General features: G+C 59.7%; 15 protein-coding genes. 7 read left to right on the plus strand and 8 right to left on the minus strand.

Annotated features, from left to right (window positions below):
• From rpoD to JWS10_RS10295, 8 genes are all read right to left on the minus strand, one after another.
• Positions 1–1,612 (minus strand): RNA polymerase sigma factor RpoD (gene rpoD, locus JWS10_RS10260; RefSeq protein WP_299507009.1); only part of this gene is annotated, 1,612 nt, incomplete at its 3' end.
• Between the two features lie 127 nt (positions 1,613–1,739).
• The gene (dnaG, locus tag JWS10_RS10265) at positions 1,740–3,710 is read right to left on the minus strand and encodes a DNA primase (RefSeq protein WP_299507012.1); all 1,971 of its coding nucleotides are present in this window, start codon (positions 3,708–3,710) and stop codon (positions 1,740–1,742) included.
• Positions 3,711–3,873: 163 nt separating this feature from the next.
• Positions 3,874–5,022, minus strand: a complete 1,149-nt coding sequence (locus tag JWS10_RS10270; RefSeq protein WP_299507015.1) for an amidohydrolase — start codon at positions 5,020–5,022, stop codon at positions 3,874–3,876.
• A complete protein-coding gene (locus JWS10_RS10275) occupies positions 5,022–5,561 on the minus strand; it encodes a sarcosine oxidase subunit gamma (RefSeq protein WP_299507018.1) in 540 nt (179 codons plus the stop codon). Before JWS10_RS10275 ends, JWS10_RS10270 begins: the two co-directional genes overlap by 1 nt.
• On the minus strand, positions 5,554–8,475 hold the full coding sequence (locus JWS10_RS10280) for a sarcosine oxidase subunit alpha family protein (protein WP_299507021.1): 2,922 nt from the start codon (positions 8,473–8,475) through the stop codon (positions 5,554–5,556). The genes JWS10_RS10275 and JWS10_RS10280 overlap by 8 nt, the downstream gene beginning before the upstream one ends.
• Positions 8,476–8,477: 2 nt before the next feature.
• Complete coding sequence (locus JWS10_RS10285; protein WP_299507023.1) at positions 8,478–8,744, minus strand: sarcosine oxidase subunit delta; 267 nt, start codon at positions 8,742–8,744, stop codon at positions 8,478–8,480.
• Positions 8,745–8,756: 12 nt separating this feature from the next.
• On the minus strand, positions 8,757–10,007 hold the full coding sequence (locus tag JWS10_RS10290; RefSeq protein ID WP_299507026.1) for a sarcosine oxidase subunit beta family protein: 1,251 nt from the start codon (positions 10,005–10,007) through the stop codon (positions 8,757–8,759).
• A gap of 209 nt (positions 10,008–10,216) precedes the next feature.
• Positions 10,217–11,650 carry a Glu/Leu/Phe/Val dehydrogenase gene (locus JWS10_RS10295; RefSeq protein ID WP_299477560.1) on the minus strand — a complete coding sequence of 478 codons (1,434 nt, stop codon included), beginning with the start codon at positions 11,648–11,650 and terminating at the stop codon, positions 10,217–10,219.
• 365 nt (positions 11,651–12,015) lie between these two features.
• Between JWS10_RS10295 and JWS10_RS10300 the strand changes: the two genes are divergently transcribed.
• From JWS10_RS10300 to JWS10_RS10330, 7 genes are all read left to right on the plus strand, one after another.
• Positions 12,016–13,626, plus strand: a complete 1,611-nt coding sequence (locus JWS10_RS10300; RefSeq protein ID WP_299507029.1) for a TadE/TadG family type IV pilus assembly protein — start codon at positions 12,016–12,018, stop codon at positions 13,624–13,626.
• A 382-nt stretch (positions 13,627–14,008) separates the two neighbouring features.
• Positions 14,009–15,736 carry a pilus assembly protein TadG-related protein gene (locus tag JWS10_RS10305; RefSeq protein WP_299507032.1) on the plus strand — a complete coding sequence of 576 codons (1,728 nt, stop codon included), beginning with the start codon at positions 14,009–14,011 and terminating at the stop codon, positions 15,734–15,736.
• Positions 15,733–16,266, plus strand: coding sequence for a TadE family protein (locus tag JWS10_RS10310; RefSeq protein WP_299507035.1), 534 nt, complete (start codon positions 15,733–15,735; stop codon positions 16,264–16,266). The genes JWS10_RS10305 and JWS10_RS10310 overlap by 4 nt, the downstream gene beginning before the upstream one ends.
• 10 nt (positions 16,267–16,276) lie before the next feature.
• Positions 16,277–16,858, plus strand: a complete 582-nt coding sequence (locus tag JWS10_RS10315; protein ID WP_299507038.1) for a hypothetical protein — start codon at positions 16,277–16,279, stop codon at positions 16,856–16,858.
• Between the two features lie 123 nt (positions 16,859–16,981).
• Positions 16,982–17,893 (plus strand): pirin family protein, encoded by a 912-nt coding sequence (locus tag JWS10_RS10320; protein ID WP_299507040.1) that lies wholly within the window; start codon positions 16,982–16,984, stop codon positions 17,891–17,893.
• 213 nt (positions 17,894–18,106) lie between these two features.
• A complete protein-coding gene (locus tag JWS10_RS10325; RefSeq protein ID WP_299477542.1) occupies positions 18,107–18,325 on the plus strand; it encodes a hypothetical protein in 219 nt (72 codons plus the stop codon).
• A gap of 79 nt (positions 18,326–18,404) precedes the next feature.
• Complete coding sequence (locus JWS10_RS10330; RefSeq protein ID WP_299477539.1) at positions 18,405–19,694, plus strand: homoserine dehydrogenase; 1,290 nt, start codon at positions 18,405–18,407, stop codon at positions 19,692–19,694.
• Positions 19,695–19,859 lie beyond the last annotated feature (165 nt).

The raw sequence follows: 19,859 nt of genomic DNA on the forward strand, positions 1-19,859 counted from the left end.
GGCGTTCGGCCATTTCTTCCGGCGTCGGTTCGCGGCCCTGCTCGTGCAGGAATTGGCGTGAAGTGCGGACCAGCTTGTTGATCGTCTCGATCATATGCACCGGAATACGGATGGTGCGGGCCTGATCGGCGATCGAGCGGGTGATAGCCTGACGGATCCACCACGTCGCATAGGTTGAGAACTTATAACCCCGGCGGTATTCAAACTTATCGACGGCCTTCATCAAGCCAATGTTGCCTTCCTGGATCAAATCCAAGAACTGCAAACCACGGTTGGTATATTTTTTCGCAATCGAGATCACCAATCGCAGGTTGGCTTCGACCATTTCCTTTTTGGCCTGCCGGGCTTCTTTCTCGCCCTTCTGCACTTGGTTCACGATACGGCGGAATTCGGAAATATCCACGCCGATATAGGTGCCGACCTGCGCCATCTCGGCGCGCAAATCTTCCACTTTATCGCGGCTTTTCTCAATCAGCGCCTGCCAGCCACGGCCCGCTTTGGACGCCATCTTGTCCAGCCAGTTCGGGTCCAGCTCGTAGCCTTGGTATTCGTCGATGAACTCGCGGCGGTTGATCCGGGCAGCATCAGCCAGCTTAACCATGCCGGAGTTGATCGCCATGATCTTGCGGTTGATGCCGTAAAGCTGGTCAATCAGCGCTTCGATCCGGTTGTTATGTAGATGAAGTTCGTTCACCAACACAACGATTTCGCTACGCAATTTCTGATAGGCGGATTCTTCGGTCGCCGAGAACCGCGACTTTTCTGACAACGTCGCCGACATCCGCAGATCCTGCATCTCGGCCAGCTTGGTGTAGTCGCGCGCGATCAGGTCGAGGGTTTCCAGCACCTTCGGCTTCAACGCGGCTTCCATCGCCGCAAGCGACATCGAGGTGCCATCATCTTCGTCGTCGTCGTCATCCGAACGCATCAACGGATTGCCGTCCGCATCAAGCTCGGGCTCATCGCCCTCTGCCCGACGCGGTGCCGCATCGACATCGACGCCTTCAAGATCAGCGCCAACCAGACCTTCTTCACCATCCAAAGACCGCCCAAAGGTGGCCTCAAGGTCAATCACATCGCGCAGCAAAATGTCTTCTGACAACAACTCGTCGCGCCAGATGATGATAGCTTGGAACGTCAGCGGGCTTTCACACAGCCCGGCGATCATCGTATTGCGGCCAGCCTCGATGCGTTTGGCAATCGCGATCTCGCCTTCGCGCGATAGCAACTCAACGCTGCCCATCTCGCGCAGATACATCCGAACCGGGTCGTCGGTGCGATCCAACGCTTCGGTCGTGGTGGTGACAACCGCCACATCGCGCGCGCCCGACCCGGTTTCCACCAGATCGCCGCCAACCACGGGCTCGCCTTCCTCAACATCCTCGTCTTCAATGACGTTGATGCCCATCTCGGACAGCATCGACATCACATCTTCGATTTGCTCGGAGGACACCTGCTCGGGCGGCATCACATTGTTGAGCTGCTCATAGGTGATGTAGCCCCGCTCACGCGCGTCGGCGATCATTTTCTTGACGGCCGCTTGGCTCATATCAAGGGAAACATCCGCTTCATCGGCTTCAGGTTTGCCGTCGTCGGTGTCTTTCGAGGCCATAAGCGCTCCTAGGTCAAAACGGGATGGGCGGGCAGTCTTCGGGTAGTTTAGCGAATCATAAGCAACCAAATCGAATCAATAGCGCGAATCACAGCCGGGGAAAGCCGAATCAGTCAAATTAACCCAGCTAACGCTTTGGGCCGTCCTTAGAGAACTGAATGCTTTCCCACAAGCTGCGCGCGCCTTCCAACTCGTCCTTATCCATCTGCACGCCGTTCGAGGCCATAACAGCCTCGGCCGTTTTGCCTTTCGGACCTGCCGAGGCAGTAAATCTCGCCACATTGGCTTGGCTGATACGCCAGGTCAGACCTTCATCGGCCAAACCCTCAATATCTTCCATCGCCTCGGCAATCTCACGCCGCGCACCGCGGCTGGCCTCCAGATGCGCCAAACCCTCGGCAATGCACAATTCGGCAAGTTCGCTGTCAGTGCGATTTCTCACTGGCGGCGCGATCTGAACATGGGGACGGGCCATCAGCGCATCAAGGGCAGCGGGCGCTGCCTGCTGAATTTGGTCATAAAGCTGGGCGGGCTCGGCATCGTGATTGCTCAACAGCAGACCGCGTAAGGCATGGTGGCCGTCGCCGATCAGTTCCATCTGTTCCAGCGCCGACTCAAACCGCCGGATCAAGCTCGGGTGAAAGATCAACCCGGCCAAGATCACCGCCTCACGCAACACTTCTTCGCCACGCTCGGAAGCAGTGGCGAGCGCCGAATCCTTGGTCGATGCCACCGGCGGCATCTCGACCGTCGGCGCAAAACGCCCCTTCTGCCCCGGCTGGCGCGGCACAAACGGCTTGGCAGAACGTGGGCGCTGACCAAACAGCTCCCAACGCAGCTGCTTGATATCCTCGCCGTAATGGCTGCGGATCGACGGGTCCGCGATGCGCTTCAGATGCGCGCGCAAGGATTTGTCTAACGCCGCCTTGCGCTCGGGGCTGTCAAACTGCTTGCCCTCAATCTCGCGCTGCCACAGCAGTTTGACCATCGGCACCGCCTGATCCAGCACGGCTTTCATCGCACCAGCACCCTGCGACTTGATCAAATCATCCGGGTCCATCCCGCCCGGCAGCACCGCAAAGCGCAAGCCCTTGCCCGCCTCGAGCAGCGGCAAAGCCAGATCAATCACCCGCAAAGCCGCCCGGATCCCCGCTGTGTCGCCATCCAAAGCAATGATCGGCTCATCCGAAATCCGCCACATCAACCGCAACTGATCTTCCGTCACCGCCGTGCCCAAAGGGGCCACCGAGGCCTTGAACCCGGCCTCACTGAGAGCGATCACATCCATATAACCCTCGGCCACCACCAAAGCCGCACCCTTGCCAGAAGCCTCCCGCGCAGCCGCATGGTTGAACAGATTGCGCCCCTTATCGAACAGCTCCGTCTCTGGCCCGTTCAGATATTTCGCCCGCGCGTTCGGGTCCATCGCCCGCCCGCCCAAGGAAATCGCCCTGCCCCGGCCGTCGCGGATCGGGAAGATAATCCGCCCCCGAAAGCGATCATAAGGTGCACCCCCATCATCCGGCTTAGCGCACACCCCACAGGCCACGATCAAATCATCCGCCACACCCTTTTGCCGCAGCGCGAGATACAACCCCTGCCGCTGATCCGGCGCAAAGCCGATCTCCCAGCGATCCTGCGCCTCTACCGACAACCCGCGCTTGGTCAGATAGGCCCGAGCCTCAGACGCCGCCGAAGTGCGCAGTTGCAGCCGAAACCACTTCACCGCCTCATCCATCACCTCAACCAGTTGGCTACGCCTGTCCGCCACCTGCGCCGCACGCGGATCACGCGCAGGCATCGGCATCCCGGCCTCCCGAGCCAGAACCTCCACCGCTTCCATGAAGCTGAGGTTGTCAGTTTCCTTGATAAACGTCACTGCATCGCCTTTGGCATGGCAGCCAAAGCAATAGTAAAATCCCTTGCGATCATCGACGTGGAAGCTGGCGGATTTTTCCTGATGGAACGGGCAAGGCGCCCACATATCGCCCTTGCCCTGATTGGATTTGCGCGGATCCCACGTCACTTTCCTGCCCACAACCGAGGACAGCGAGACGCGCGTGCGCAGTTCGTCAAGGAAACCGGGTGGCAGACTCATGCCCCGTTATATCAGGTCTGATGGGCGGTCTGTCCAGTGCACCGCTCGCAGTTTCACATTGGTCCAAATATCCCCGCCGGAGGCATCCGACCTAAGCAAAAAGAGCCTCCGGCGGGGATATTTGAGCAAAGAGGATGACAATTTTAGACAGATTTTAAGCAATTCACCCCAACAGATCGCGCATCACCCGATGAAAAATCTGCACACCCACCGAGATCAGCGCATCTGGGAAATCATAGTCGGGGTTGTGCAGCGCCGGATGATCCTCACCCACGCCCAAGAACAACATCGCCGATCGTGTGCCACCCTGCCCAAACCGCCCAAAATCCTCCGAAGCCCGCATCGGCAGATCGCCCTCATCATAGGGCATCCCCAACGCCTCCAGCGCCCGAGCCAGATGCGCCACAGCCTGCGCGTCATTCACCGAAGCCGCGAAATCGTCGTGATGGCCGAACCGAACGCTAAGCCCCTGCGCCGCAGCCTCCGCCCGCGCCAAATCCATCGCAGCGGCCCGCAACGCCGCCATCTGACCATCTTGCATCGTGCGCAAAGTTGCCCACAACTCCGCCTCGCCCGGCGCAATCCCAAACGCCGCCTCGCCCAGCCGCGCATGAGTGATCGTGACCAAACGGTAGTCCGGCCCCAACGGCCCAACTTGCCCCAAAGCTGAAATCGCCGGGATCAGCCGCGACAAAGCCAGCGCCGGAGACACTCCCGTTTCCGGCAACGACGCATGGGCCGTCTTACCCGAAAGCGTGATCTTCAGCCCCTGCGAGGCGCAATTCACCGCCCCCGCCTTCAGCGCCGAAACCCCAAACGGCAATCCCGGCATGTTATGAATCGCAAACGCCCAATCGGGCCGCAATGCCTCAAAACGAGGGTCGCGAACCGCCGCAGCCGCCCCTGAGCCATCCTCCTCGGCAGGCTGAAACATCTGCACAACCCGGCCCCGCTTAGGCTTTTGACGCGCGATCAACCGCCCGAGGCCCATCAGCAGCGTCATATGCCCATCATGCCCGCACAAATGCGCCTTGCCGAGGATGGTTGAGCGATGCGCGGCCTCCGAGATTTCCGTGATCGGCAGCGCATCCAACTCGGCGCGAAACATCACCGTCGGGCCCGCCTCAGCGCCGTTGAACACCGCAGCCACACCATGCCCGCCAAGCCCCGTCACCACCTGATCTGGTTGAAGTGCCGCCAGCGCCCGCACAATCCGCTGCGCGGTCGCAGCTTCCTCGCGCGACACCTCTGGAAACTGATGCAACTCACGCCGAAACGATGCCAACTCGGCCAGATCCGCCGCCGAAAGCATCACGCCGCCCGAGCGGCCAGCGTTTTCAGCGCCACTTCAATCTCATGCCATGCCGTCCGCGCCATCGAGCGAAACAGCATCAGCCGGAAGCCATCCTCAGCCACCCGCAAAAGCACCATCGACATATGATAAAGCGGCGTGCGCGCCGCAGCTCCCACCGGAAAAGCCGACAACCTCAGATCCATCGGCACATACCGCGCCAGCGCATCCACCGCCAACGGCCCCTGCAACGACAGACTGACCCAGCCGCCGGATTGATCCGTCACCGCCGCCAGCCCACTCAAATCCGGGCAGTCAGCGCCAATCAGAAACGCCTGCTCGCGCCCTGCCCAAGCGATCAGCGCCTCACCGCTCACAGCAAAACTGTTCACCGCTGGAAAGCCAAAGCCGAGCGGTTTCAATGCGTTACTCACCGCATCCCCCTGGCCCGGATACGGCGCGATGGAACTCACCACACCATGATCCACCTCGGCCAAAACCGTCCCAGCCACCACCAGTTTCTTCCCCGCCAAAGCGGTCTTTGCGATCAATTCAGGCACGCAATTTCTCCCCGTCTTTGTCGTGGAACACCGGATCACAGACCTCGGCCAGCACATCAATGTCGCGCAGACGATCGATCACCCGCACCGTCTCGCCAATCCGCGCCCGACCGTTCACCAAGAATCCCAGCCCCAAATCGCGGTCAAACATCGGCGAATAGCCGACCGAGCTGATATGACCTTGGCTGTTCACCCGGCTCAGATCCGCCCCCGGAATGAACAGATGCGCGCCCGAGGTGATCTTTTCCGCCCCCAAAGGCTTCAACCCGACCATCTGCTGCCGCTCCGGCCCAACCAGACCGGGCCGCGTCGCCGCCAGCTTGCCGATGCAATCTTTCTTCGCCGACACCATTTTCGCAGCACCAATATCAAACGCCGTCACCCGGCCATCAATCTCGGCATGGGTGATCAAACCCTTCTCAATCCGCAGCACGTTCAGCGCTTCCATGCCGTAAGGCCCGCCGCCCATCGTCTCCGCCCGCGCCACAAGATCACGGAACAAAGCCTCGCCATAACGCGTCGGCACCGCAATCTCATAGCCTTCCTCACCCGAAAAGCTGATGCGGAACAGCCGCGCTTGCACGCCGCCCACCGTCACCGCTCCCGTCGCCATAAACGGGAAATCGCCCAACGGCTGATCGAGATATCCGTTCAGCAAAGCCCGCGCCATGGGCCCCGCCACCGCAAACTGCGCCCAGGACTCCGTCACCGAGATAAACCGCACATCCCAATCCGCGCATTCGCTTTGATGCACGAAATCGAGATGCCGCATCACCAACCCCGCCGCCGCCGTCGTGGTGGTCATCAGGTAGTGATTTTCGCCCAACCGAGCCGAGGTGCCATCATCCAGCACATAACCATCCGCCCGCAGCATCAGCCCATAGCGCACCCGACCAACCGCCAAGGAACTGAACGTATTGGTATAAACCAGATCGAGGAACCGCCCCGCATCGCGACCCTGAATATCAATCTTGCCCAAGGTTGAGACATCCGCCACCCCAACCGCGCCGCGCACATAACCAATCTCGCGGTCGCAAGACTGCTTCCAAGTCGTCTCCCCCGGCTTCGGGAAATAACTCGGCCGATACCACAGCCCCGCCTCAATCATCGGCGCGCCCCGGTCGCGGCTGGCCTGATCCGAGGTCAAAAACCGCTGCGGCGCAAAGCCCGCGCCACGCCCGCCCGCCCCCATAACGGCAATCGAAGTCGGAACAAACGGCGGGCGGAACGTCGTCGTCCCCGTCTCGGGTATCCCCCGCCCCGTGGTATCCGCCAGCACCGCCAGCGCCCCCACGTTCGAGTTTTTGCCCTGATCCGGCGCCATCCCCTGCGTCGTATAGCGCTTCATATGCTCGACAGAAGTATAGCCTTCCTGCGCGGCCAGCTTCACATCCTTGGTCGTCACGTCATTGGCAAAATCGAGCCAAGCCCGCCCCTTACCAGCCACCTGCCACAACGGCGCAATCACATAAGGCAGCCCCTCGGCCGTCGGCAAAACCGCATCCGCCGCAGCCATATTCAGCCCGCGCAACGCCGCCCGCGCCGCCGCTTGGCCTTCGCTCAGACAGCCGAGCGTATCAAACACGCCGTTACACGCCCCCGCCGCCGTCAGGTTCGGCACAGCATCCGCCAAAGGCACAAACGCCGCCAAAGACGCCTCCCACCGAGGCCGCCCGTTCAGATGGCAAGTGATATGCAGCGTCGGATTCCAGCCGCCCGACACCGCGAGCAAATCCGTTTCCAGCGCAAACTCGCCACCGACATGCGTGCCCGAAATTGCCCGCAGCCCCAAACGCCCCTTGGTGTCAGTGACTTGCGCGCCCAGATACACCGGGCAATCCTCCACCGCGCTCGCATCCGTCCGGCTGTCCAAGATCGCAGCCACCGTGACGCCCGCCGCCATCAACTGCCGCGCCACAGCCCGCGCCCCGTCATTGTTGGCGAACAAAGTCACCCGTTTCCCCGGCACCACGCCAAACTTATTGAGGTAAGTCTGCACCGCAGAGGCCAGCATAATCCCCGGCCGATCGTTCATCGGAAACGCAATCGAACGCTCCAACGCACCCGCCGCCAACACCGTCCGCGCCGCCGTGATCCGCCAGAAACACTCACGCGGCAAATCAGGACGGGGCCCCTTGTGCAGGCCAACCCGCTCGACCGCCGAATACTGTCCGCCGTCATAAGCCCCCGTCACCGTGGCGCGCGGCATGATCCGCACGTTCGGCAGCGCCTTCAACTCCGCCTCCACCGAGGCCACCCACTCCAAAGCAGGCTTGCCATCCAAATGCGCGTCATCGGCGAGCAAACGACCGCCCAATAGCCGGTCCTCCTCGCACAAAATCACATCCGCGCCAGCCCGCGCCGCCTCCAACGCTGCCATCAGCCCCGTCGGCCCAGCGCCAATCACCAGCACATCGCAGAACGCAAACGCCTTCTCGTAATGCCCCTCGTCATGCTTGCCCGACAGGCTACCAAGCCCCGCCGCACGACGAATAATCGGCTCGTAAATCGCTTCCCAAAACGCGCGCGGCCACATGAACGTCTTGTAGTAAAACCCCGCCGACAGGAACGGCGACAGCATATCGTTCACCGCCATCACATCGAACCGCAACGAAGGCCAACGGTTCTGCGAGCGCGTGTTCAGCCCCTCAAAAATCTCTTGCACCGTAGCGCGCACGTTGGGGGTCTGATTAGACGCCCCAATCACCTCGATCATCGCGTTTGGTTCTTCGGACCCCGCCGTCAAAACCCCACGCGGCCGATGATACTTGAACGACCGCCCAACCAGCTTCACCCCATTGGCGAGCAAAGCCGAAGCCACCGTATCGCCCTTAAACCCCTGAAAAGTCTTACCATCAAACCGAAACGAAACCGGCTTCGACCGGTCAATCAGCCCCTTACCTGCAATCCGCATGTTCAGGCTTCCTTCTTCTTGGCAACCAGTTCTGATCCCAGAACCTCGTGGCTAATCGTATTGCGAGTCACCACCATCCAAGCCCCGCAGCCCGCCTCGTGATACCAAACATCCCGCGTCACCCCCGCCGGATTGTCGCGCAGGAACAAATAGTCATCCAAGTCCTCAATCGTGCCCTGATCCGTGGGCCGCTTCAGATAATCCTCGGACCCGTAGTAATAAAACTCGCGCCGATCCCGAGTGCCACAAAGGGGGCAAGGTATACGCATCTCTCTACTCCCTTAATGCAAATTATGTTGGCTGCCGGTGGCTTCTTCGTCCATCACATGGCCAGTGCGGAAGCGGTCCAGCCGGAAGCGCCGCGCCACCTCATGGCTCTGCCCCGTCGCCATCAGATGCGCCATGCACCAACCGGATGCCGGGGCCGCTTTGAAGCCGCCATAGTTCCAGCCCGCATCAACGAACAGCCCCTCGATATGGGTCTTGTCGATGATCGGTGAGCCATCCGCCGACATATCCATAATGCCGCCCCAAGACCGCAGCACCTTCGCCCGCCCGATCATCGGCATCAAAGTCATCGCCGCTTCCATCACATGCTCAACCATCGGCAGATTACCCCTAGCTGCATAGCTGGAATAGAAATCGAGATCGCCGCCGAACACCAGACCGCCCTTGTCGGACTGACTGATATAGAAGTGCCCCATCCCGAACGAGATCACCGAGTCAATGATCGGCTTCAGCCCCTCGGTCACGAAAGCCTGCAAGACATGGCTTTCAATCGGCAACCGCATCCCCGCCATCGCCGCGACCTGAGACGAACGCCCTGCCACAACCATGCCAACCTTCTTCGCCCGGATCGCCCCGCGCGTGGTCTGCACGCCCGTCACCACCCCGTTCTCAATATCAATCCCGGTGACTTCGCAGTTCTGGATCAGATCGACCCCGCGCCGATCCGCGCCGCGCGCATAGCCCCAAGCCACCGCATCATGCCGCGCCGTGCCGCCCCGCTTGTGCATCAAGCCGCCATAAATCGGGAACCGCGTCTGCGCGAAATCTAAATACGGCGCGAAGTCCTTGACCTGATCCAGCGTCCAGAGTTCTGCATCGTCACCCTGATTGATCATCGCATTGCCACGCCGCGCGAGGGTATCGCGCTGCCCATCCGAATGCGCCAAGATCAACTGACCGCGCTGCGAGTGCATGACGTTATAGTTAAGCTCCGCCTCGAGCCCTTCCCACAGCTTTAACGAATGCGAGTAGAACTCCGAGTTCCCCGGCATATAGTAATTCGCCCGCACAATCGTGGTGTTCCGCCCGATGTTGCCAGAGCCAAGATAGCCCTTCTCCAGCACCGCGATATTGGTCATGCCGTGGTTCTTCGCCAGATAATACGCCGTCGCCAGCCCATGCCCGCCGCCGCCAATGATGATCGCATCATACTCGGCTTTAGGTGCAGGATTGCGCCACGCTGGCCCCCAGCCCTTGTTGCCGAACAACCCTTCGGTGATCACCTTCAACCCGGAATAGCGCATGGGTGGCTCCTAAACTGCTGGGGCGAAGTGAACCCGCTTTGCACGGGTTATTCAACAGTCAAACCCGAATAACTGAGCCATCCGCGACAAAGAGTGTCGCAAGCCTGTTGCGGCTTGCGCGTTTCACATGGGCTGAAACATTCCCGCCAGAGGCTCTTGCCCTAGCCAAGGGAGCCTCCGGCGGGAGTATTTAGACCAGTCTGAAGACCTCACAGCCCTTTAGATTTATAGGTCGCTGCAATACGCCCGATTGACACGATATAAGCCGCCACACGCAAATCGCCCACCTCGGGCCGCCCATGCCAAACCTCGCGCATCGCCTGATAAGCGGTGCGCATGGTGTCATCCAAACCGGATCGCACCAGCGCCAACTCATCCGAGCCTTGCAGGAATTTCTTCTTGAAATCCGGCGTCAACTGCCAACCCAAGTGCTGATCGTTCGACAAACGCTCCAGTTCTTCGACCAACACGCGCGAGCGGGCTTCCTCGGCCCTTCGCTGCATCCGACCAAAGCGTATGTGGGAAAGGTTCTTCACCCATTCGAAATAAGACACCGTCACGCCGCCCGCATTGGCATACATGTCCGGGATGATCACACAGCCTTTGGCGCGTAAAATCTCATCTGCGCCATAGGTGATCGGGCCGTTGGCAGCCTCGACGATCAACGGAGCTTGAATCCGCGCCGCGTTGCCGAGGTTGATCACCCCCTCCAAAGCCGCCGGGATCAGCAGATCGCAGGCCATTTCAAGCACTTTTGCGCCATCCACCACATGTGTGGCCTTCGGATAACCCGCGAGCAACCCGCCATTGCTGTTCATCCACTGCCGCACGTCTTCCACGTCCAGCCCGTCGTCATTCAGCAACGCGCCATCACGCTCGATAATCGCGATCACCTTCGCGCCGTCTTCTTCCGACAAGAATTTCGCCGCGTGATAGCCGACGTTGCCCAAACCCTGCACCACGATGCGCTTGCCATCGAGATCGCCCGACAGCCCAGCCACCGCCGCGTCTTCGGGGTTGCGGAAAAACTCGCGCAACGCGTATTGCACCCCGCGCCCGGTCGCTTCGACACGCCCTTGAATCCCCCCGGCGTGCGGGGGTTTCCCCGTGACACAAGCCTTGGCATTGATATCAGTCGTGTTCATCCGCGCATACTGATCGGCAATCCACGCCATTTCGCGCTCTCCCGTGCCCATATCGGGCGCTGGCACGTTCTGCGCCGGATTGATCAGGTCGCGCTTGATCAACTCGTAGGCGAAGCGCCGGGTGATTTGCTCCAACTCGTGCTCGTCCCACGCCCGCGGATCAATGCACAATCCGCCCTTCGATCCCCCAAACGGAGTCTCAACCAAAGCGCATTTATAGGTCATCAGCGCGGCCAATGCTTCAACCTCGTCTTGGTTGACCCCCAGCGAATAACGGATGCCGCCCTTGACCGGCTCCATATGTTCCGAATGCACCGAGCGGTAGCCGACGAACGTCTCAATCTTGCCGCGCAATCGCACACCAAACCGCACCGTATAGGTCGAGTTGCAGACCCGGATTTTTTCCTGAAGCCCCGGGCCAAGATCCATCAAAGCGGTCGCCCGCCGGAACATCATATCTACGGATTCGCGAAAACTCGGCTCGCCAGCAACATTCATGGTCGTCCTCCTGAATTGCCGCATCTGATGCGGCGAGGCGCACGCTGCGCCAGCCTAACACCTACCGCCATTTGCCTAATAATCCAGCACACAATGAAGACATGTCTGGACAACTTTCTGCCAAGAGTGATTCGGATTTGTCCAATTTGGGCAGTAGTGCGGCGTTGCCATCAATCTTTTTAACGGACCACTGTTGATAGCCCCGACACATTCCACTCCACATCGCAGCAGTGTTTCCACCCACTCACGCAATGCCCCTCGCTCGCCTAGTTTGCCACAATTTCGCCACAACTTATGGGCAGCAACATGGCCAAAGGATGTGTTTGCGGGGGCAGCATCCGACGTGGCTTGCAAAGGAACATACCGTGGTCTTCGCCCCCTCTGTCCGTGCTTTGCGCGGCGTTTTGCTAAATCGCATCCGTCGCTTCCGCCGCGAAGAAGACGGCGCCCTGATCATCTTGGCGTTGGTATTGTTCATGCTGATGGCGATGATGGGTGGCGTGGCGGTTGACCTGATGCGATACGAGACGGCGCGCACCGAACTGCAAAACACCCTGGACCGTTGCACGCTGATGGCCGCGAGCCTCGATCAGCGGCTTGACCCGAAATCGGTGGTGGAAGATTGCGTCAGCAAAATCGGGCTTGGCGACAGCCTTAAAGACGTCCAGGTGACGCAGGCGCTGAACGCGCGCGATGTCCGCTCGAATGGCCGCGTTGATACAAAACCGTTCTTTCTGCACCTGATCGGCATCAATAAGTTTGACGCGCTGGCAGCCTCAGCGGCACGGCAGAAAATCACCAATGTTGAGATCGCGCTGGTGCTTGACGTGTCCGGCTCGATGGCGGGTGCGAAACTCACCGGTCTGAAAACCGCCGCGACCGAGTTTGTCGATAACATGCTCGCCAATGATCCGAACCACCGCATTTCGATCACCATCGTGCCCTACAATGCGCAGGTTAACCTCGGCTCGGTGCTGCGCGCCAAATATCAAGCGGTGAACCTGCACGGGGTTGCCGACGTCAACTGCCTTGAACTGCCAACCTCGGTGTTCAACGCGCCCGGCATTCCACGCAATGTCGATTTGCCGATGATGGCCTATGCGGATTACGCATCCAGCACCAGCCAGACCAGTGCTTTCGTCTCGCCCACCAACGCAAGCAACGCCTTGCCGAATTATAGCAACGTGTTCTGCACCAAAATGCCTTCAAATATCGTCCGCCTGCCGAGCCAAAACGCCGCAACGCTGAAATCGCAGATCAACGGCCTTGTCGCTGGGGGCAACACCTCTATCACGCTCGGGATGAAATGGGGTTTGGCACTGCTCGATCCCTCGGCCCGGGGTATGTACAACGAGCTGATCAGCGCCAGCCAAATGGGCAGCAACCTTGCAGGCCGCCCATTCGACTATGCCGACCCCGAGTCGATGAAAGTCATCGTGCTGATGACCGATGGCGAGCATGTTGCCCACACCCGCATCACCGATCCCTACAAGACCGGGCCGTCGCGCATCTACAAAACCGCCGCTGGCCAATACTCGATCTATCATGCCAGCCATAGCGGCGATAAATATTGGGTGCCGCATCTCGGCACTTGGGCGGCCTCGCCTTTTGGCGGCGGTGCCGAGCAAAACTGGCAGGACATTTGGGCCAATCTGCGCGCCAGCTATGTCGCTTGGCAATTCTTTGGCCGCGCGTTGGGAACCACAGCTTACACCAACACGATGACCGCGATGGTATCAAGCTATGCGACGATCAATGCCATGAACGCCTCGCTGCAACAAAGCTGCGGCTTGGCCAAGCAGAACAAAGTGCTGGTCTACGGTATCGCCTTCGAGGCTCCGCCGACGGGCATCGCGCAAATCTCCCAGTGCGCCAGTTCTGAGAACCACTTCTATGATGCCAAAAACTCTGCCGAGATGCGCCAAGCCTTCCGCACCATCGCCTCGAACCTGACCCAATTGAAACTCACGCAATAAACTTGTCCCGGCCTGCATTATCAAGCCGGGGCAATGCGATGCGCGTTTCAACTTCCAGTGCCCGCCTCCTCAATTATCGGTATAGCCATGCACAGCAACCGTTGCGCTGATTCGTCCGCCCTACCCCATAAACCAAGCCCCGCAACCAGCCTGACGTACCCCACAACCGAGCGTTGCGAGCATGTTTTCGAAAGCATGAACAACCGTGCCGATTTCGCTGATTTGTTGCCGAATTTTTGGTTTCCGCCACATCTTGCCCACAATCTGAAACACCAAAGCCTTAGTTTTGCCCAAGGCCGAGCGCTTTATTTCCCTTCAAGCTGTGTTTCTAAGCCTCGCCGTCCGGTGCGCCGCACCCAAGACCGTGGGCAGGAGTTGGGATATGTCCATGTTCAAGCTGAACTGTGGAATTCAAGACCGGAACCGTTCGAACCTGCTGGCGCACCTGCGCCACGCGGCATTGAAACGATTTTGCGCGGCACAAGACGGTTCGCTGACCGTGCTCGCGCTCTGCCTGTTCCTGCTGATGGTGATGATGGGGGGCCTCGCGGTTGACCTGATGCGCTACGAGCAAACCCGCACCACGCTGCAAAACACACTGGACCGCGCCACACTGGCTGCGGCCTCGCTGACCCAGTCACTTGAGCCCAAGAACGTCGTCGCCGATTACTTCACCAAGGCCGGACTGAACCAATACCTTAAAAGCGTCACCGTGTCAGAAGGTATGAACTTCCGAAACGTCACCGCCGATGCTGCGGCTGCAACTGACCCCTATTTCCTGCATCTGATTGGCAAATCAAAGCTCGACGCTGCAGGCCATTCGATGGCCGAACAACGCGTCACCAATGTTGAGATCATGCTGGTGCTGGATGTGTCAGGCTCGATGGCGACCAACAACAAATTGGTTAACCTGAAAACCGCCGCCAAAGAGTTTGTCGACACCGTGCTTTCCAGCGATGCCGAGCATAAGATTTCGATTGGCTTGGTACCCTTCAACGGTCAGGTCAATATCGGCCCGGATTTGCGCGCGAAATACACCGGACTGACCGACGATCCTGCGGTTGCGTTGCCGTCAAACAGTGACGCGGCGAAAGTGCAATGCGTTGACATGCCCAGCTCGGTCTACAACGCCACTGCACTGCCGACCAATACCTCAATGTCGATGACCGCCCACGCCGATACCTATTCCACCACCAACCAAGCCACGTCTTATGTGGCGTACACTGACACCACGTATGCGATCGGCTACAACGCCACCAATAACGCGGGCAACGTCTGGTGCCCGCCGATAGCTGGCAACATCATCCGCCTGCCGTCCGAGTCGATTTCCGGCCTGCAAAATCAGATCGGTGGGCTGGTAGCGGTGGGGGCAACTTCGATCAACGCCGGGCTGAAATGGGGCATGGCCCTGATGGACCCCGCGGCAGCGACCATGTACACCCAGCTGATTGCGTCTGGAAAAATGTCGAGCGATCTCAGCGGGCGTCCGTTCAGCTTCACCGATCCCGAGGCGATGAAGGTGATCGTGCTGATGACCGACGGCGAGCATTTTGCTGAAGAGCGCGTGAACGCGGCTTATAAATCCGGCCTGTCACCGATCTATAAAAGCGTTAATGACGGCCTGTATTCGATCCGCTTCACCACGGGTCGCCCTTCCACGGCCGGCACCAATCAATACTGGGTGCCGTCGCAAAACGCGTGGCAAGCTGGGCCTTGGACAAACAACAAATCCACTGGCGCTACCCAGCAAACCTGGCCGCAGGTCTGGTCGCAGATGCGGCTTAGCTATGTCGCTTGGCAGCTCTATGCCCGCGCCCTTGGCACCAATCCTACCACCCGCACAACGCAATATAACGCCGCGATGGCAGCGTTCCGCACCCAAACCGATACCGACGCTATGGATGCACAGTTGCAGAACATCTGCGGGCTTGCCAAGGGTCAGGGCGTTATCGTCTATGGCATCGCATTTGAAGCCCCGGCAAACGGTCAAACCCAGATCCGCAACTGCTCGACCTCAGCCGCGCATTACTTCAGTGCCTCTGGCCTGCAAATCCGCACCGCTTTCCGCGCCATCGCCAGCAACATCAGCCAGCTCAGGCTGACGCAATGATCCGCCTTCTCAAGCGCTTACGCCATGCCTTTCGGCTTGAGGACGGCACCGCCACATTGGAGTTTGTGCTTACCGTTCCCCTGCTGATCACCATTTTTATGGCATCGTTTGAAAGCGGCTTTCTGATGATCCGCTCGATCATGCTGGAGCAATCAGTCGATATCACGATGCGAGAACTCCGCTTGGGTCATTACACACTCCCCGATGCCGCCCTATTGAAAAGAGAAATCTGCAATCGCACGATAGTTTTCAGGGACTGCGAGGCCAACATCACAATTGAGATGACCCGGATCAGCACCACAAGCTGGACGCTGCCGACCACCGCGATCGCTTGCGTTGACCGCTCCGAAGAAATCCAACCGGTCACCTCGCTGCAAATTGGCCAGCAAAATGACATCATGCTGGTGCGGGTCTGCGTCGTCCAGGATGCAATGTTTCCCATGACAGGCATCGGGTTGGGCCTGCCAAAAGACGGCCACGGCGGCTACGGTGTCGTTGCGACAACGGCCTTCGTGACCGAACCAAGTTAGGAGTAAGGCCGTGAAATCGCTCCGCAATACACTTGAACGTTTCAGCCGTGACGAAAGCGGTACGCTGATGGCCGAAGCCCTTATCGTATTGCCCTTTATGCTCTGGGCATATCTCGCGCTTTTCGTCTATTGGGATGCGTACCGCGCTGTCAACACCGCGCAAAAGGCGGCCTACACGATCTCGGATATGATCTCGCGTGAGATGGTGACGCTGCCCACCAATTACGTCACCGGAATGCGCGATCTGATGCGCTATCTGATCGACAAAGATCAAACCGTCAAACTCCGTGTCACCTCGGTGACATGGTCCAGCGCCAACGCCCGGTTTGAGGTCGATTGGTCGCGCTCGCCCGATAACGCCATGCCGCAGCAGACCACCACAACCATTGCGACCTCCGCTTACCGCATACCTGCGATGGCCGATGGTGACCGCGTGATCATCGTAGATGCTGAGGTCAGCTACCACCCTGCGTTCGACATCGGCATGCCCGCGTTCGACGTCGGCATGCATGACGAAGTTATAAAGCAATTCATCGTCACCCGCCCGCGCTTCATTCCGAAATTATGCATGACAGGCGTGACCTGCACCTAATTCTCAGCGCCAAATCAAACTCGTGTACCTGTGCAGATATGCACAGTTGCCCTGTGCCTTCACGCCTTGCTGCAAAACCGCACCGCGCTTAACTCTGGGACAACGCAATCATAGGAGCCTGCAATGTCCCTCCGCCCCGTTCTCAGCCAAACCACAGCACAACCGCATATTGAAGGCGCAGGCGTGCATTTGCACCGCGCCTTTGGTTTTGCCGATCCAAGCCAATTCGACCCGTTCCTGCTGTTCGACGATTTCCGGGGCGAGACTCCGCGCGATTATATAAAGGGCTTCCCGTGGCATCCGCATCGCGGCATCGAAACCATCACCTACGTGCTTTCGGGCGCGGTTGAACATGGCGACAGCCTCGGCAATCGCGGCACGCTGAAAGGCGGCGATGTGCAGTGGATGACGGCGGGTTCCGGCATCCTTCACCAAGAAATGCCGAAAGGCAACGCCAGCGGCCAGATGCATGGCTTTCAGCTCTGGGCCAACCTGCCCTCGCATCTCAAAATGACGCCGCCGCGCTATCAGGATGTGAAATCCAACGACATTCCGGAAATCATGGATGACGATGGCAGCATCGTGAAGGTGATCGTTGGCAGCTTCTGGGGCAAAACCGGCCCGGTCGATGGCATTGCCGCCGATCCGCAATACCTTGATGTTTACGTGCCGCCAGAAAAGAAAAAGACTTTCAAAATTAACACCCGCCGTCACGCCTTCGCCTATGTGTTCGAAGGCGCTGGCAAGTTTGCGGACAGCGCCCGTCCGCGCGGCGTGCTGCTAGAGAAGGAGTATAAAGGTGAGGAGCTGAACATCCGCGATCTCTCCGGCAACCGCACCCTGATCGAGTTTGGCAAAGGCGACGAAATCACCGTGCAAGCCGGGTCGGATGGTATCCGCTTTCTGCTGGTGTCAGGCGCGCCGATCCAGGAACCCGTCGCATGGCACGGCCCCATCGTGATGAACACCCAAGCCGAGTTGCAACAAGCCATGGCCGAATTGCGCAACGGCACCTTCATCAAACCCGCGCACTAGCGGTCGGACGGAACTGCTCACTAGCGCGCAAACCTGCTTACTAACCCCAAATCCCAAGCCGCCCCGGACTTGATCCGGGGCCTCCCTTCCAACCACAGCCACCATGAGGCCCCGGATCAAGTCCGGGGCGGCGTGGTGTTACCCAATCCGTTGCGCGCAAACCACGCACCCCACGCATTGCCCCCGCCCCACACGCCCGCTATGCTCGCCCGCATGACGCGCGCCCTCCTCCTTATCTTCGCCCTCTCCGCCTGCACCCAGTTCCCTGAAGTGGATGCAGGTGCCCGCACCAATCTGCCCGCGCCATCGTTGCTACCTACCGATCAACTGATCTCTGGCATCAATCAGACCGCCCCGGCTGATCCGCTCGCAGGCCCGGTTGCGGCCCTAAACGCCCGCGCCGCGGCCCTGCGCAGCCAAGCGGCAGAATAACTCCAAAACGCCCGCGTTGCGCCCCGGCCCGCCATCGGCTAACACCCGAGCCAACCAAATCCAAACCCGGAGCCCGCCCATGTCTGCCAAACCCCTGCGCATTGGTCTCGCTGGTCTTGGCACCGTGGGCATTGGCGTCGTGAAGATCGTGCAAGACCACGCCGATCTGATCGCCAAACGCAGCGGGCGGCCTGTGCAAATCACCGCCGTTTCCGCCCGCGATAAATCCAAAAACCGCGACGCCGATCTCTCCGCCTACGCATGGGAAACCGATCCCATAACCCTCGCCCAACGCGACGATATCGACGTGTTTGTCGAGGTCATGGGCGGCCACGAAGGCCCCGCCAAGCTTGCCACCGAAGCCGCCATCGCCGCAGGCAAAGATGTGGTTACCGCCAACAAAGCCCTGCTCGCCCACCACGGCCAAGCCCTCGCCCTCGCGGCTGAGTCCGCAGGCCGGGTCATCCGCTTTGAAGCCGCCGTCGCAGGCGGGATCCCGGTGATCAAGGCGCTGACCGAAGGCTTGGCGGCCAATCAGATCAAACGCGTGATGGGCGTGATGAACGGCTCGTGCAACTACATCCTGACTCGGATGCAGAATGAGGGCCTGACCTACGCCGAGGTGTTCGACGCAGCCCAGCAACTTGGCTACTTGGAGGCTGACCCGAACCTAGACGTCGGCGGCATCGACGCGGGCCATAAACTGAGCCTGCTCGCCGCAATCGCCTTCGGCACTCAAGTCAGCTTTGACGCGGTAGAACTCGAAGGCATCGGCGCGATCTCGATCGACGATATCAAACTCGCCGCCGACATGGGCTACCGCATCAAACTGCTCGGCGTCGCGCAAATGACGGGCCGAGGGCTAGAGCAACGCATGACCCCTTGCCTCGTCCCCGCCGACAGCCCGCTCGGCCAGTTGCAAGGCGGCACCAACATGGTCGTGCTCGAAGGCGACTCTGTCGGCCAAATCGTGCTGCGCGGCCCCGGCGCAGGTATGGGGCCAACCGCCAGCGCCGTGATGTCCGACGTGCTCGATATCGCGCGCGGCCTGCGCCTGCCGACCTTCGGCCAGCCCGCCCATACCCTCGCCACCCCGCAAGCCGCCCGGTCCGCCACCCCCGCCAGCTACTATCTGCGCATGACGCTGCTGGACAAACCCGGCGCCTTGGCGAAAATCGCCACCTGCTTGGGCGAGGCTGGCGTCTCCATCGACCAAATGCGCCAGTATGACCACGAGGGCGACAAGGCCACCGTGCTGATCGTCACCCACAAAGCCACCCGCGCCGATATCGACCACGCGACGGCGAGTTTCGTGGGCACTGGCGTGATGGTGGGTGCTCCAGTCGCGCTGCGGATCGAGGAAGTCTGACCTGATTCTCGGATATTGGTTAACGCCGAAAAGGCCCAACAATCGTATGGCCGAAAAATGGCCCATTAATGGCCGCTTTCCATACGATGCAAAACCACACAAACTGACAAATTAATGCAGCGCCCCCAATATGTTAGCGCCATCATCCTTGCCGCCTAAGCCTGC

The sequence above is a fragment of the Cypionkella sp. genome (assembly GCF_028290025.1).
Taxonomy (GTDB): domain Bacteria; phylum Pseudomonadota; class Alphaproteobacteria; order Rhodobacterales; family Rhodobacteraceae; genus Cypionkella.

Coding starts and splice junctions, on each gene's coding strand:
- JWS10_RS10320 (WP_299507040.1), top strand. CDS start 16,982: ATGTCCCTCCGCCCCGTTCTCAGCCAAACCACAGCACAACCGCATATT.
- JWS10_RS10285 (WP_299507023.1), bottom strand. CDS start 8,744: ATGCGTATACCTTGCCCCCTTTGTGGCACTCGGGATCGGCGCGAGTTT.
- JWS10_RS10290 (WP_299507026.1), bottom strand. CDS start 10,007: ATGCGCTATTCCGGGTTGAAGGTGATCACCGAAGGGTTGTTCGGCAAC.
- JWS10_RS10270 (WP_299507015.1), bottom strand. CDS start 5,022: ATGCTTTCGGCGGCGGATCTGGCCGAGTTGGCATCGTTTCGGCGTGAG.
- JWS10_RS10295 (WP_299477560.1), bottom strand. CDS start 11,650: ATGAATGTTGCTGGCGAGCCGAGTTTTCGCGAATCCGTAGATATGATG.
- JWS10_RS10330 (WP_299477539.1), top strand. CDS start 18,405: ATGTCTGCCAAACCCCTGCGCATTGGTCTCGCTGGTCTTGGCACCGTG.
- JWS10_RS10325 (WP_299477542.1), top strand. CDS start 18,107: ATGACGCGCGCCCTCCTCCTTATCTTCGCCCTCTCCGCCTGCACCCAG.
- JWS10_RS10280 (WP_299507021.1), bottom strand. CDS start 8,475: ATGCGGATTGCAGGTAAGGGGCTGATTGACCGGTCGAAGCCGGTTTCG.
- JWS10_RS10310 (WP_299507035.1), top strand. CDS start 15,733: ATGATCCGCCTTCTCAAGCGCTTACGCCATGCCTTTCGGCTTGAGGAC.
- JWS10_RS10305 (WP_299507032.1), top strand. CDS start 14,009: ATGTCCATGTTCAAGCTGAACTGTGGAATTCAAGACCGGAACCGTTCG.
- dnaG (WP_299507012.1), bottom strand. CDS start 3,710: ATGAGTCTGCCACCCGGTTTCCTTGACGAACTGCGCACGCGCGTCTCG.